The sequence below is a fragment of the Microbacterium arabinogalactanolyticum genome, assembly GCF_030268005.1.
Taxonomy (GTDB): Bacteria; Actinomycetota; Actinomycetes; order Actinomycetales; family Microbacteriaceae; genus Microbacterium; species Microbacterium arabinogalactanolyticum.
The window spans coordinates 885,938-900,021 of the sequence record NZ_BRZC01000004.1; the positions used below are offsets into that span (position 1 = coordinate 885,938).

The window sequence follows — 14,084 nt, forward strand, 5'->3', positions numbered from 1 at the left end:
CCGCGGTGTCACACGGTCAGACGAGAACGTCCTCGTGCAGCGTCACCTCACGGCGGGCCGGGAGGACGACGGGGTGCGAGCCGGCCATCACCTCGAGCACGCGCACCACCTGGCAGGAGTAGCCGTACTCGTTGTCGTACCAGACGTACAGCACGACGTCCTTGTCATTGGCGATCGTGGCCAGGCCGTCGACGATGCCCGCGCGATGCGAACCGACGAAGTCGCTGGAGACGACCTCCGGGCTCTCGACGTAGTCGATCTGCTGACGCAGCTTGGAGTGCAGCGAGGCACGGCGGAGGTAGTCGTTGAGCTCGTCCTTGGTGGCCGGATTCTCGAGCGTCAGGTGCAGCACGGCGAGCGACACGTCGGGCGTGGGGACGCGGATCGCAGAGCCGGTGAGCTTGCCTGCGAGCTCGGGCAGCGCACGGGCCACGGCCTTGGCGGCGCCGGTCTCGGTGATGACCATGTTGAGCACCGCCGAGCGCCCGCGGCGGTCGCCCTTGTGGAAGTTGTCGATCAGGTTCTGGTCGTTGGTGAACGAATGCACGGTCTCGACGTGGCCGCGCACGATGCCGTAGGCCTCGTTCATCGCCGCCAGAACCGGGGTGATCGCGTTGGTGGTGCAGGATGCCGCGGACAGGATGCGGTCCCCCGGCTCGATCGTGGAGTCGTTGATGCCGTGCACGATGTTCTTCAGCTCGCCCTTGCCGGGCGCCGTGAGCAGCACGCGGGCGACGCCGGTGGACTCCAGGTGGCGGCTCAGGCCCGCCTCGTCGCGCCAGCGGCCGGTGTTGTCGACGACGATCGCGTCGCGGATGCCATAGGCGGTGTAGTCGATCGTCCCCGGGTCGTCGGAGTAGATCACCTGGATGCGGGTGCCGTTGGCGATGATCTGGGAGTTGGCCTCGTCGACGTCGACGGTGCCCTCGAAGCGGCCGTGCACGGAGTCGCGCAGCAGCAGGGAGGCGCGCTTGACCAGGTCGTTCTCGGCGCCCTTGCGCACGACGATCGCCCGCAGGCGCAGACCGCTGCCGCCGCCCTTGTGAGCGATGATGATGCGGGCGAGCAGACGGCCGATGCGGCCGAAGCCGTACAGCACCACATCGACCGGCTCGGAGAGCTCGGCGTCCAGCGCGGGCGCGAGCTCGCCGCGCAGGTATGCGACGAGGTCCATGCCGCTCGCGGCGTGCCCTTCGACCAGTCGGGCGACGTCCAGCGAGGAGGCGCCGGGGCCGATCTCACGCAGCGCCTCTAGCACGGCGAGCGTGTCGGTGAGGGCCAGGTGGCTGTGCCCCAGCTGCGCGACGCGCTCATGCACCTCGAGGATGCCGGTCGTCGACAGGCCCAGCAGGCGGTGGCCGTGCAGCGAGGTCACGACGTCGTGCTTGCGGTTCAGGCCGCCGATCAGCGGGATCATCCGCTCGGCGAGCTCTTCGTTGATGTGCCAGTCATCGTGGTGCGTCACGACGTTTTCCATGTGCGTCCTTGCGAGCGTAGTGCAGCATCGTCGATTCACGATGCGAAGGTGGGAGGCGGATCCGCCACATCAAGGCTAACGTCCGGTCGGGCATGAACCCGCGGTTTTCCGGACGCAAGACCCGTCTGGAACCGGCGTTCTGAAAAGAATCGGCCTTCTTAAGTTGCAGAACAGGCGCGACGCCGCAGAGCGGGTCTCATCGAACGCATTCACTTCGGAATACCCCCCGGGGGTATTGGTTGACTCCTTCTGACGGACGCCGAACCCCGGCATCCGCACCTACGAAGGGACTTCCCCCGTGTCCACCCAGACCTTGCCGACCGGAGAGACGGCGACCCGCAGGCGCACCGGGCTCGGCCTCGTGCTGATCGCGGCCGCGCAGTTCGTCGTCATCATGGATACCTCGATCATCGGCGTCGCGCTGCCCGACATCCAGCGCGACGTCGGCTTCAGCCCCGATGCCCTCACCTGGATCTTCAACGCCTACGTCATCGCGTTCGGCGGACTGCTGCTGCTCGGTGGCCGCCTGGCGGACCTGTTCGGCGCTCGGCGCATGTTCGCCCTCGGCTGGACGGTGCTTCTCGTCGGCTCCGTCGGCGCCGGACTGGCCACCGCACCCTGGGTGGAGATCACCGCCCGCGCCGTTCAGGGAGCCGGAGCCGCGCTCATCGCCCCGGCGGCCCTCAGCCTGCTCATGACTCTGTTCGGCGGCACGGCGCAGCTCCCCCGCGCCTTCGCGGTGTACGGCGCCGCCGCGCCCATCGGCGGCACGGCGGGTGTCTTCCTCGGCGGCGTGCTGACCGAGTACCTCGGATGGCCGTGGGTCTTCTACGTCACGGTCCCGATCGCGCTCGCGATCCTGCTGCTCGTCCCTGCGGCGTTCCCGGCAGGCACCCGCAGCGCCGGACGCGTCGACCTGCTCGGCGCGGTCACCGGAACCCTCGGACTCGCGGCGGTCGTGTTCGGCGTCGTGCAGGCTCCGGAGATGGGATGGGCCAGCCCGTCCACCCTCATCGCGTTGGGCGCCGGTGTCCTGCTGCTGATCGGATTCGGTGCGCGTCAGGCACGTGCGGCGGAACCGCTCCTGCGACCACGGATGCTGCGGATCCCGCAGCTCGGCGGAGCCAACATCGCTCAGCTGCTGCTCGGAGCGGCCTGGATCCCGATGTGGTTCTTCCTGAACCTCCACCTGCAGAACGTCCTCGGAGCCTCGGCGTTCGCGGCCGGCGCCGCGCTGATCCCGATGACCATGCTGATCGTGCTGGGCATGACGCTCATCGCCCCGCGCCTGGCTGCCCGATTCGGAACCAGGGCCATGGTCGTCTCCGGCTTCGCGGTACTCGCGGGCGGCATCGCGTGGCTCGCCTTCGCAGACGGCGGCTACGCCTGGCACGTCCTCCCGGCCTCTCTGGTGGCCGCAGCAGGGATGGCGCTCGCCTTCGTGCCGTCGTTGAGCACGGCGATCTCGAGCGCCCCTCCCGCCGATGCCGGCGTGGCATCAGGTCTGGTCAACACGAGCTACCAGATCGGGTCCGCGCTGGGGCTGGCCGCCCTGTCGGCGGTCTCGGCGCCTGTGGCCGCGTCCGCCGGCCCGGACGCGGGCTACTCCGCAGCATTCGCCGGCGCGGCGATCATCGCCGTCATCGGCGTCCTCCTCGGCGCCGCACTGCTCCGCGCGCCGCGATCAGGACGCTGATCCGGATCGCGCCCCGACCGCGGCATCCGGGATCTCCCCGCCGGATGCCGCGGTCGTCACGCTCGCGGTGCGCAGGAATACGATGATCCAGCTGAAGATCAGGACGGCCGCGATCAGCTCCACCGCGGTGAGGTTGTAGTAGCCCGTCGCGAAGAAGATCGCCAGCAGGGCGATCACGGCGACGTAGGTGTATCCGAAGCCGAAGAACACCTTCGGCAGGCTCGGAAGCAGCCACGGCAGCGCGCAGATCAGCATCGCGTAGACGACGGCCATGCCGGTGGCGACGGTGTTGTGCACGAGGAAGAAGCGGTCGACGGGGAACACCCCGACGCAGGCCAGGAAGATCCCGACCAGCACGAGCCCCGTGCGCATCAGCGTCCGCCCGCGGCGCTGAGCGCGGGTGTCGACCGGGAGACCCGCTGTGGCGTACCGGGCGATGGTGGTCACGATGATGCCCGAGATGATCAGGGTGACGTTGAAGGCAGGGGCCGCACTGTTGGTCGTCTGCCCGAGCGAGGACAGATTGTCCTGCCACCATTTCGGATCGCTCGAGGTGAGCATGGCGGCGAAGGCTCCGACCACCAGGAAGACGGCGAGATCGAGGGAGAGCGTCATGGGCGTGAGTCGCGCGGCGCCGAGGAAGGACACGTAGGCGGTCAGCGCGAACGCCACGGCGACGAGGATCGCTCCGGGGAAGGCGAACACCGGGGCGCCGATGAAGCTCAGCTCCAGCAGCTGAGCGATGCCCAACCACCCCAGGAAGACGATCGACGCATAGGCTCCGCCGATCGCGATGAGGTCGAACCAGCGCAACCGGTCGGCGGGGCCGACGAAGCCGTCACGAGGCTGATCGGCCGGCGCGTCGGAGGGCCGCACGGCCAGCCGCCCGGCCGTGAAGGCGAGCACCGCGACGATCGCACCGCCGACCGCCGCGTACCATCCGATCGATCCCGGGCCGGTGATGGCCAGATGCGCACCGCCGAAGATCAGCCAGGAGACCGGGAACCCGATCACGAACGCGGCTGCGCCTGCCAGGAGGGCGACGGTCTCGCGCGCCTCCGCCGTTCCCAGCGGACGTCGGAGCACGTCCTGTACCTCTGCGGCGATCTGCTTCAGCTGCGGCATCCGATTCCGGCCGGCTCCCGGCCGCCTCCCGCGCTCACTCTATGGCACCCGCCGTGCCGTCCTTCACGGGCACGGCGGATAGCCTGGGCGCATGACTCACAGCATCCGCGCCCGGGCGATCCTCCTCGACATGGACGGCACGCTCGTCGACTCCACGGCCGTCGTGGAGAGGCTGTGGCTGCGGTGGTCCGAGGCGCACGGACTGGACCCGCGACGCGTGCTCGAGGTGATCCACGGGCGCCAGGGGCACCAGAGCATGGCGATCCTGCTCCCCGACCGCGACCACGCGATCAACCTCGCCGAGAACGCCGAGATGCTCGCGACGGAGACGGCCGATGTCGAGGGCGTCGTCGAGATCCCCGGCGCGGCCGCGCTGCTGGTCGCCCTGCAGGACGCACCGCACGCGATCGTGACCTCGGCGGACGTGGCGCTGATGACCGCGCGCATGCACGCAGCCGGGCTGACCGCACCGGCGATGACCGTGACCGCCGAGAGCGTGTCAGCGTCCAAGCCCGACCCGGAGGGATTCCTGCTCGGCGCGCGGATGCTGGGCATCGAGCCGGCCGACTGCGTGGTCTTCGAGGACTCCGAAGCGGGCGTGCAGGCCGGGCTCGCGGCCGGCATGCGCGTGATCGGCGTCGGCGCCCACGCGCACGCGCACGGCGCGACGTTCGTCGTCGACGACCTCACGCACGTGCAGGTGCGCACGGCTCAGGACGGGATCGAGCTCACGCTGAGGTGAGACCCGCAGCTGCACGACAGCAGGAACCGCGCCGGCATCCGACCTCTCCGGCGGCGGTGCTAGAGTGCCGACACGGATCATAAGCAACGACGTCGTTCCACTCCGAGGTGATCTTCCCGTGTCCGGACTACCCGCCGCGCCCGCTGAATCGGTGGCAACGCTCATCGCGCGTGACATCGCCACATTCCGCACTGCCGTGTCGGACTCGTTCGTGCCCCTGCAGGTAAGTGGCGGGACACCCGGGCGGTTCCGCAGCATGCTGCGCGCGGCAGCGGTCGACGAAGTGCACTTCACAGATCTGCGCGCCAGCGCGCACGTGGTCGAGCGCACTCCCGAGCTCATCGCACGAGGCGATCGCGCGTATTTCAAGCTCAGCCTGCTGCTCGCCGGCACCGGTCTGCTCATCCAGGATGATCGCGAGGCGGTGCTGCGTCCCGGCGACCTGGCCGTGTACGACACCGAGCGCCCTTACTCGCTGGTGTTCGACGACGACTTCCGCTCGATGGTGGTGATGTTCCCCAAGCACCTTCTGAGCCTGCCGCCCGATCTGGTCGGCCAGCTCACGGCGGTGCGCATCTCCGGGCAGGAGGGCCTGGGCGGGATGGTGGCCCCGTACTTGTCGCAGCTAGCCACCAACCTCGATCAACTCGCAGGGGCCACCGGCGCGCGGCTGACGCAGAGTGCGCTGGATCTGGTGGCCACGGTATTCACCCGCGAGCTGGGCCTCGATGAGGCATCCGCCGATCCACATCGCGCGCTCATGCAGCGCATCCGCACGCACATCGACCGCAACCTCGCCTCTACGGACCTCTCCCCCAGCAGCATCGCGGCCGCGCACTTCATCTCGACCCGGCACCTTCACGGGCTGTTCCAGAGCATGGGCACCACCGTGTCGACGTGGATCCGCACCCGTCGGCTCGAGCAGTGCCGTCGCGATCTGCTGGACCCGACACTGGCGGATCGCCCGCTCTCCGCGATCGCCGCGCGCTGGGGGTTCGTCGACGCTGCCCATTTCAGCCGCGCGTTCAAGTCAGCGTACGGCGTGGCTCCGAGCGAGTACCGCGCGGCCCACTGACCCGCCGTCCGTCCCTCCTTGCCGCTGCGGGCACGGGGGTTGACTCTCGGCGCGCGATCGCCCCTGGAGCCTTGAGCCGCGCGCGGCGGTGACCTGTGCTGGTACGTGAGCCCCGCACAGCCGCGGGGATGCGATGGAGGAGCACAGGTGCCCGTACCCGCTGTGAGCAGGCAGATCGTTTTCCCTGAGCGCGACGTGATCGCCCTCGACACGATCGCGGTGCCCGCACCCGGACCCGACGACGTGCTGGTGCGCATCCGACGTGTAGGGATCTGCGCGACCGACCTGCATCTGCTCGCGGGGCACATCGGAAATCCGTTCCCGCTGGTCCCCGGCCATGAGTTCGTGGGCGAGGTGGCGGCGATCGGCACTCGCGCAGGCCTCGACCGCTCGCTGAGCATCGGCGACCGCATCGCGGTGGAGATGCTGCTGCCGTGCCGCGCCTGTGCCTGGTGCCGCAGCGGCCGATACAACCTCTGCGCCCACGACGATCCGTCCGCCGGCCTGCCGATCGGGCGGCAGCTGGGGGTGAACATCCCACGGACGACGGGTCATGGGCTGTGGGGCGGGTACGCCGAGTATCTGATGGCCCCGCAGGAGGCCATCATCCATCGTCTGCCAGACGACCTCAGTTGGGACGCTGCAGTCCTCGTAGAGCCCTACGCCGTCGCGCACAGGGCGGTGGCCCGGGCGGGCATCCGCCCCGGTGACAACGTGGTCGTAGTCGGCCCCGGGCCCGTCGGGCTGCTGACCGTCGCCGCTGCACGCAGCGCCGGAGCCGCGCGGATCGTCGTGGCCGGGACGCGTGCGGCGCGACTCGAGCCCGCACTGCGGTTCGGGGCGGATGCTGTCGTGAACATCCGCGAGGCCGCCGACCCGATCGCCGCCGTTCGCGATGCCCTGGGCGGCGCCGGCGCGGATGCCGCCATCGAGACCGCCGGAGTCCCGTCGGCCCAGCAGGATGCCGTGCGCTTGGTCCGCCGCGGAGGGCGAGTCGTCCTGGCAGGAGCCTGCGGGGCGCACGCCGAGCTGACGCTGCACGCCGACGAGGATCTGCTCACCCGTGAGATCGACGTTCTGCCCAGCTTCCTGTCGGCGGGCGGATTCGAGCCCGCCATCGCCGGGCTCGCCCGCGGAGAGGCTCCATACGAAGAACTCGTCACGCACACTCTGCCGCTGGCCGAAGCCGAGCGGGCGTTCGCACTGATCGCCTCGCGCGACCACTCCGTGATCAAGATCGCGCTCGACCCGACCCGGTGAAGTCATCACTCAACACAGTAAGGATCAACATGGCAGACACCACCACCGCCGCCGTCGACGACGAGTGGCGCACTTACGAGGAGTTCGCCGACGGAATCGACACCTACCGTCTGCCGAACGTCGCGCTCGAGGGCACGGCCCTGCGTCTGGCCCTGGACGGCGCCGGCGAGTTCACGCTGAGCTTCGGCGCGGAAGAGGTCACCTGGGAGGGTCTGGGCGCAGGCGGAACCGACCCGTACGACGCCGTGCAGATGCGCGAGGACGTCGTCTTCGTGAACCTCCCGTTGCGCAGCACGGAGCGTGAGGCCCTCACCGTCGTGTACTCGACGACCACGCACCGTGCCCTGGTCGTGCGCTCTCGCATCGCCGCAGAGGCCGTGGAGGGCGCCCCGCAGGTGGGTCAGGAGTTCTGGGCTGCCACCACGGATGCCGGTGAGCCGAGCGGCGAGGTCCCCGGCCCGAGCCGGGACCTCATCGGCAAGCGCAACATCTACCGGTACAGCCCGCATCACCTGTATGAGCACGTCTACATCTCCAGCGAGCGCTACGCGTGGCAGTGCCTGCAAGGCGTGCAGCGGGGCCACGGCGACATGGATCTGTCGACCGTGTGGAAGTTCGCCGAGGGGCTCTACCTGTTCTGCTTCCGCGAGTTCCGGATCGCCGTCGCTAGCGTGTGGCTGCATGATCTGGGCTACCAGCTCAAGACGACGGGCATCTTCCTCGGCCTCACCAGCGATGGTGCATCCACCCACTCCCGCGGCGGCGGGCACATCTATCCACTCGGTTCCGTCGCCTACCCCGACGCGCAGCCGATCTGAGCACGGTTCGGAGCAGAGACATGAACAACGCAGACATCATCCGCGCCCATTACCAGGCCAGTGATCGCGGCGACCTCGAGGGGATGCTTGCGCCGCTCGCTCCGGACATCCGCTGGACCGAGGCAGCGGGCTTCCCCTACGCGGGCACCTACGTCGGCCCTGAGGCGGTCGCGGCGAACGTGTTCGGCCGGATCCAGCAGGAATGGGACGGCTACCGGCTCGCCGTCGACGAGGTCATCGACGGCGGCGACGTGGTGGTCGGAATCGGCACCTACTCCGGCACCCACAAGCGCACCGGGCGATCCTTCGCGGCCCGAGTCGCACATGTGTGGCGACTCGAGGACGGACATGTCGTCGCCTTCGAGCAGTTCACCGACACCGAGATGGTCAACCGCGCCCTGCGCGACTGGTCGTCCCTACATCCACAACCGCACACAACAGACAGGACTCTCATGAACAGCCGTGCATTGACCGCCGCTGCGGTCCTCCTCGTCGGCGCACTCGCCCTCTCGGGCTGCTCGGCCCCCGGTTCCGACGGCGGATCCGGATCGCCGATCATCGTCGGCTCCGTGAACACGATCAGCGGGCCGGCGACGTTCCCCGAGGCATCGCAAGCCGCGGCCGCGGTTTTCGACGCCTTCAACAAAGCGGGCGGCCTGAACGGTCGCAAGATCGAGTACAAGAAGCTCGATGACAAGGGTGACCCGGCCACGGCCACCGCCTCGGCTCGCGAGCTGGTCGGCAGCGACGGGGCCGTCGCGCTGGTCGGCTCCGCCAGCCTGATCGAGTGCGAACTGAACGCCAAGTACTACGAGCAGGAGGGCATCCTCTCCATCCCTGGAATCGGCGTGGACACCGGCTGCTTCGACAGCAAGAACATCTCTCCCGCCAACGTCGGTCCGTTCAACGATTTGACGCTCACACTGCAGTACGGCTCGGAGGTGCTCGGACTCAACGACATCTGCGTACTGCTCGAAATAGCCGGCTCCACCAGGCCGACCTATCAGGCGGCTATCGACAAGTGGACGAAGCTGACTGGGAAGAAGCCGAAGTACATCGACGACACCGTTCCCTATGGCGCCAGCGACTACACGCCGTACATCGTCAAGGCCCGCCAGCAGGGCTGCAAGGCGCTCGCGATCAATCCGGTCGAGCCCGACGCCATCGGGCAGGTGAAGGCCGCCAACGCGCAGGGCTGGAACGACGTGACGTGGCTCTACCTCACCAGCGTGTACAGCGAGAACTTCGCCAAGGCCGTCGACAACGCCGGTGCTGGCATCTACGTCCCTGCCGAGTTCTACCCGTTCACTGAGGAGAACGACATCAACAAGGAGTGGCGCGATCTGATGGCCGCGAACAACATCCCTTTGACCGCGTTCAGCCAAGGCGGCTACCTGGCAGCGACGCACTTCATCGAGGTGCTCAAGACCATCAAGGGCGACGTGACCCGTGAGTCCGTCACGGCTGCGCTGCGCAAGATGAAGCCCATCGACAATCCGATGATCGGCACCCCATACACGTTCGGGGTCAACAACACAGCCGGCTGGCCGATCGAGCTGAAGTCCGGGACGCACACTTGGCAGAAGGTCGCCGACGACTGGTTCCGGTTCGAAGGCTGATGCTCATCCTGCGGCCGCCGGAGCACGAGCCCTCCGGCGGCCGCAGGCCCCTAATCCGAAAGGAATCACGATGCTCCAAGGCGCCATCGCCGGCCTCGCCGCCGGCGGCCTCTACGCCGTACTGGGCGTGTGCCTTACCCTCATGTCACGACTGGTCCGCGTGGTGAACTTCGCCCAGGCCGCGACCGGCATGTTCGGCGCCTTCACCGCCGTGTGGGCCGTGCGGCAGCTTGGCCTGCCCATCTGGCTCGGATCTGCACTGGGCGTCCTCGTCGCCGGTGTTCTCTCGGCGGCGATCGGCTGGATTGCCGCGACCTGGTTGTCTGAGGCCTCGACGACCACGCGCTCCGCCATGACCGTCGGCCCCCTGCTGCTGTTGATCTCGCTGTCGTTCATCCTGTTCGGCAACAAGCCGCAGCCTTTCGCCCCGATCATCGCGGGCCCCGCCTTCTCGTTGGGTGGCGTCACGGTCAGTCAGGTGACTGTGGCGACCGTGGTGATGGCGATCATCACGGCGGTGATCGTCCACGTGGTGCTCCGCCGCACCAGGGTCGGAACGCAGCTGCGGGCCCTCTCCGAGCGCCCGACCACGGCCGAGCTGCTGGGCATCCGCTCGCGCCCGCTGTCGATCTCGGTGTGGTTCGTGACCGGCGTGATCAGCGCCCTCGCGATCACGATCGTTGCGCCGTCCCAGTCCAATGACGCGACCAGCCTGTCCATGCTGATCATCCCGTCTGCAGCCGCTGCGCTGCTGGGCGGGTTCCAGAGGCTGACCCTCGCCGTGATCGGCGGTCTGGTGCTGGGAGTGGCGAGCGGCCTTGTGGCGCAGATCGACGAGGTCGCACTCGTGCGCAACTTCCTTCCGTTCCTGTTCATCGTCGTCCTGCTGCTCTGGACGCAGCGCAAGGAGGTGTGGGATGTCGCGCGCTGATACGCCGTTCACCCAGTCGAGGACCTTCCGGCTCAGCTGGCCGGTCATCGTCGCCATCGCGGCCGTCGGCGTCGGGATGCTGCTCAGCGGCGTCCTGCCCGGCTACTTCGTCTTCCTCGCGATAAGCGCGGTCATAGCCGCCATCGCGATCCTCGGCCTGGGCATCGTGACCGGATCTGCCGGCATGATCGCACTGTGCCAGCTGACCTTCGCGGCCGTCGGCGCGTGGATCGTCTCGCTGCTGAACATCATGCACGCGCCGGGCGGATTCATCCTCTGGCTGATCGTCGGCGGCATCGGGGCCGGACTGGTCGGCATCATCGTCGGCCTGCCTGCGCTGCGGCTGCGCGGCGTGAACCTCGCCGTCGTGACGCTCGGATTCGCGGCCGCGGCGGACGTCACGCTCGTGCAGATCCAGTTCCCCGGGTCCGCTGACGGGATCGCCGTCGAGCGGCCCGCCATGTTCGCGAACGATCGTCAGTTCTTCCTGCTCTCCGTGATCGTGCTGGTGGCCTGCTGCCTGATCGTGTACTTCCTGCAGCGCGGGCGCTGGGGCTCCGGCTGGAAGGCGGTCGCGTTCTCGGAGCGCGGCACGGCGGCATCCGGTCAGAGCGTGCAGACCGCCAAGCTGACCGCGTTCGCCGTCTCGGCCGCGCTGGGCGGCATCTCCGGTGGGCTGCTTGCCGGGCAGGTCCAGTTGCCGTTCGCGTCGAGCTTCACGCCGCTGCAGTCGCTGGCGCTCTACGTGCTGGCGATCATGTCTGGGGCGCACCTGATCGACATGGCGGTGCTGGGAGGCGTCCTGTGGGTGCTGGTGCCGGAGTTGCTCAAGCGCTGGGGCGTGCCACAGGACTGGGCATTCGTGGTGTTCGGCGTTCTCGGCGTGCAGGCGTTGACTGGCGGCTCGAATCTCGGCCAGGTCATCCGCAACCTCATCTGGCGGCGTGCCGATCGGCGCACGCCTGCCGCGGAACTGACACCGCTGCCGCCGGATGCCGATCAGGACGCGGCGCCGGTGACGACGACCACGGTGGCCACAGCCCACCAGGTGCTGCTGTCGGGCGAGCCCGTGCTGCAGGTGCAGGGCCTGACCGTGCAGTTCGGCGCGCTGAAGGCGCTGGACGACGTCTCGCTCGAGGTCCCGGCCGGTTCCATCATGGGCCTGATCGGTCCGAACGGTGCAGGCAAGTCCACGTTCGTCGACGCGATCAGCGGCTTCCTGCTCGGTCACGGCGGACGGGTGGTGCTCGACGGCCACGACCTGGGTGCGGCCTCACCCACCCGACGGGCTCGCTTGGGGCTGCGCCGCACCTTCCAGCAGGACAGAGTTCCACCCCTGCTGACTGTGGGTGCGTACGTGCGCTTCGTCGCGCGGCGCCGGCTCGCCGCCTCTGACGTCGAGGAGGTGCTGCGATTCCTCGGATGCCCGCCCGCGCGCACCCGACTCGCGGGTGTGGATGTCGGTACCCGGCGGCTCGTCGAGGTCGCGGCGCACGTGCTGGCGCGACCTCGACTGCTGATCCTCGACGAGCCGGCCGCCGGTCTCTCGCACGAGGAGCATCTGGCACTGGGCGCCCGGCTGCGCGAGCTGCCGCAGAGGTTCGGTCTGGCCCTCATCATCATCGAGCACGACCTCGACCTGGTCCGCTCCGTGTGCCCCTCACTGACCGTGCTCGACTTCGGCCGGGTACTGGCGTCAGGCCCGCAGACCGAGGTGCTCGCGAACCCGGATGTGGTCAAGGCGTACATGGGGGAGACGGAGCTGCTGAAATGAGCACCCTGGAACTGCAGGACGTCAGCGTCAGCCACGGCGCCGGCGCAGTGATCTCAGGCGTGACGCTGAGCGTGACGGGCGGCGAGGTGCTGGCCTTGGTCGGTCCGAACGGCGCGGGCAAGAGCAGTCTGATCGAATCGATCTCGGGGGTGACACCGCTCGCGACGGGACGGATCCTGCTGGACGGTGAGCCTGTCGAACGACTCTCACGCGTCGCCAGGGCCCGCCGCGGGATCGTGCACATCGAACAGGGAAGGGCGGTGTTCCCTTCTCTTACGGTGCGCGAGAACCTGTCACTCACCGCTCGCACTCCGACCGCGATAGAAGCGGCACTCACACCGTTCCCTGAACTCGAGAAACGCATCGACTCCCCGACGGGACTGCTCTCGGGCGGAGAGCAGCAGATGGTGGTGCTGGCCAGGGCGTTCGCTGCCGAGCCTCGCATTCTGCTCATCGACGAGATGTCGCTGGGCCTGGCACCGGTGGTGTTCATGCGGCTGATGCCGGTGGTGAGTGCGATCGCCGATTCGGGCGTGGGCGTGCTTCTCGTGGAGCAGTTCACCCAGCTCGCGCTGGGCATCGCACGCGAGGCTGTGGTGGTCGCGGGCGGACGGGTCTCGTTCCAGGGCACTGCCGAGGACCTGCAGGCCGATCCTGACCTGCTGCACCGCGCGTATCTGGGTGGCTGACGGGTCTGAACCAGAAGGCGCCGCCCCGGATCATGCGGGGCGGCGCCTTCGCGCTTCCCGGGCTCACATACCCGCGTGCTCGAACGCGAGAGTGGGGACGTCGACGATGTGCGCGCCGCCGTCGGCGAGGATGACGGCTCCCGTCACGTACGACGACTCGGCCGACCCGAGGAAGCGCACGACGGACGCGATCTCAGAGGGCTGTGCAGGACGCTTCAACGGGATGTCGCGGGTGACGGTCTCGTAGGCGTGCTCCCGTGATCCCAACCTGGCCTGGTGGGCGAACTCGTCCATCTCCTCATCAGCCATCGGCGTCTGCACCCAGCCCGGGCACACGGCGTTCACTCGCACTCCGTGTCGTCCGTAGTCGCGTGCCATGGACCGTGTGAGGCCGATCAGTGCGTGTTTGCCGACGGTGTACCCGGCCACGGCGGGCCCCGCGAAAAGCCCCGCCAGCGACGAGATCACGACGATCTGCCCTCGTGACTCGATGAGCGCCGGCAGCGCCTCGCGTGCCATCACGAAAGCCGTGGTGAGGTTTGAGCGCAAAGCAGCCTCCCACGCACTGTCGTCCGTGTCGCGGACCGGTGCGAAACCGTGACCGCCCGCGTTGGCGACCAACACGTCCAGCCGCCCATAGGCCGCCAGCACCTCTTTGATCGCGGCACGCGCGGATGCGGAATCGGCGGCATCCGCGACGATCACGTGCGCGCCGACAGACGCGCTCACCCGTTCCAGGGGCGGCCGGCGACGGCCGACGACGACGACCCGCGCCCCGTCGGCGGCGAATCGCTCAGCCGTCGCGGCCCCGATACCGGTGCCGCCGCCGGTGATGACGACGATCTTTCCGGCGATGCTGGCGGGATTCCTGTCCATTA

General features: G+C 68.7%; 12 protein-coding genes. 9 read left to right on the forward strand and 3 right to left on the reverse strand.

The window, feature by feature from the left end:
- Positions 1-16: 16 nt before the first annotated feature.
- Positions 17-1,477, reverse strand: a complete 1,461-nt coding sequence (locus MIAR_RS08730) for a glyceraldehyde-3-phosphate dehydrogenase (RefSeq protein ID WP_285634277.1) — start codon at positions 1,475-1,477, stop codon at positions 17-19.
- Between the two features lie 298 nt (positions 1,478-1,775).
- Between MIAR_RS08730 and MIAR_RS08735 the strand changes: the two genes are divergently transcribed.
- Positions 1,776-3,173, forward strand: coding sequence for an MFS transporter (locus tag MIAR_RS08735; protein ID WP_285634280.1), 1,398 nt, complete (start codon positions 1,776-1,778; stop codon positions 3,171-3,173).
- On the opposite strand, the gene MIAR_RS08740 is transcribed toward MIAR_RS08735, so the two are convergent.
- Entirely contained in the window at positions 3,162-4,259 is a 1,098-nt protein-coding gene (locus MIAR_RS08740; RefSeq protein WP_285634283.1) for a DUF998 domain-containing protein, read from the reverse strand. The genes MIAR_RS08735 and MIAR_RS08740 overlap by 12 nt on opposite strands.
- A 130-nt stretch (positions 4,260-4,389) precedes the next feature.
- Here MIAR_RS08740 and MIAR_RS08745 point away from each other — a divergent pair, with 130 nt between their 5' ends.
- From MIAR_RS08745 to MIAR_RS08780, 8 genes are all read left to right on the forward strand, one after another.
- On the forward strand, positions 4,390-5,040 hold the full coding sequence (locus MIAR_RS08745) for an HAD-IA family hydrolase (protein ID WP_285634286.1): 651 nt from the start codon (positions 4,390-4,392) through the stop codon (positions 5,038-5,040).
- A 118-nt stretch (positions 5,041-5,158) separates the two neighbouring features.
- A complete protein-coding gene (locus MIAR_RS08750; protein ID WP_285634288.1) occupies positions 5,159-6,115 on the forward strand; it encodes an AraC-like ligand-binding domain-containing protein in 957 nt (318 codons plus the stop codon).
- A gap of 147 nt (positions 6,116-6,262) precedes the next feature.
- Entirely contained in the window at positions 6,263-7,375 is a 1,113-nt protein-coding gene (locus MIAR_RS08755) for a zinc-dependent alcohol dehydrogenase (protein WP_285634291.1), read from the forward strand.
- A 29-nt stretch (positions 7,376-7,404) separates the two neighbouring features.
- Positions 7,405-8,193 (forward strand): MoaF C-terminal domain-containing protein, encoded by a 789-nt coding sequence (locus tag MIAR_RS08760; protein ID WP_285634294.1) that lies wholly within the window; start codon positions 7,405-7,407, stop codon positions 8,191-8,193.
- Between the two features lie 20 nt (positions 8,194-8,213).
- Complete coding sequence (locus MIAR_RS08765) at positions 8,214-9,812, forward strand: ABC transporter substrate-binding protein (protein WP_285634297.1); 1,599 nt, start codon at positions 8,214-8,216, stop codon at positions 9,810-9,812.
- Positions 9,813-9,882: 70 nt separating this feature from the next.
- Positions 9,883-10,743, forward strand: a complete 861-nt coding sequence (locus MIAR_RS08770; protein WP_285634300.1) for a branched-chain amino acid ABC transporter permease — start codon at positions 9,883-9,885, stop codon at positions 10,741-10,743.
- Positions 10,730-12,517 carry a branched-chain amino acid ABC transporter ATP-binding protein/permease gene (locus MIAR_RS08775; protein ID WP_285634303.1) on the forward strand — a complete coding sequence of 596 codons (1,788 nt, stop codon included), beginning with the start codon at positions 10,730-10,732 and terminating at the stop codon, positions 12,515-12,517. Before MIAR_RS08770 ends, MIAR_RS08775 begins: the two co-directional genes overlap by 14 nt.
- Complete coding sequence (locus MIAR_RS08780) at positions 12,514-13,206, forward strand: ABC transporter ATP-binding protein (protein WP_285634306.1); 693 nt, start codon at positions 12,514-12,516, stop codon at positions 13,204-13,206. The genes MIAR_RS08775 and MIAR_RS08780 overlap by 4 nt, the downstream gene beginning before the upstream one ends.
- Before the next feature lie 63 nt (positions 13,207-13,269).
- On the opposite strand, the gene MIAR_RS08785 is transcribed toward MIAR_RS08780, so the two are convergent.
- Complete coding sequence (locus MIAR_RS08785) at positions 13,270-14,082, reverse strand: SDR family NAD(P)-dependent oxidoreductase (RefSeq protein ID WP_285634309.1); 813 nt, start codon at positions 14,080-14,082, stop codon at positions 13,270-13,272.
- Positions 14,083-14,084: the final 2 nt, after the last annotated feature.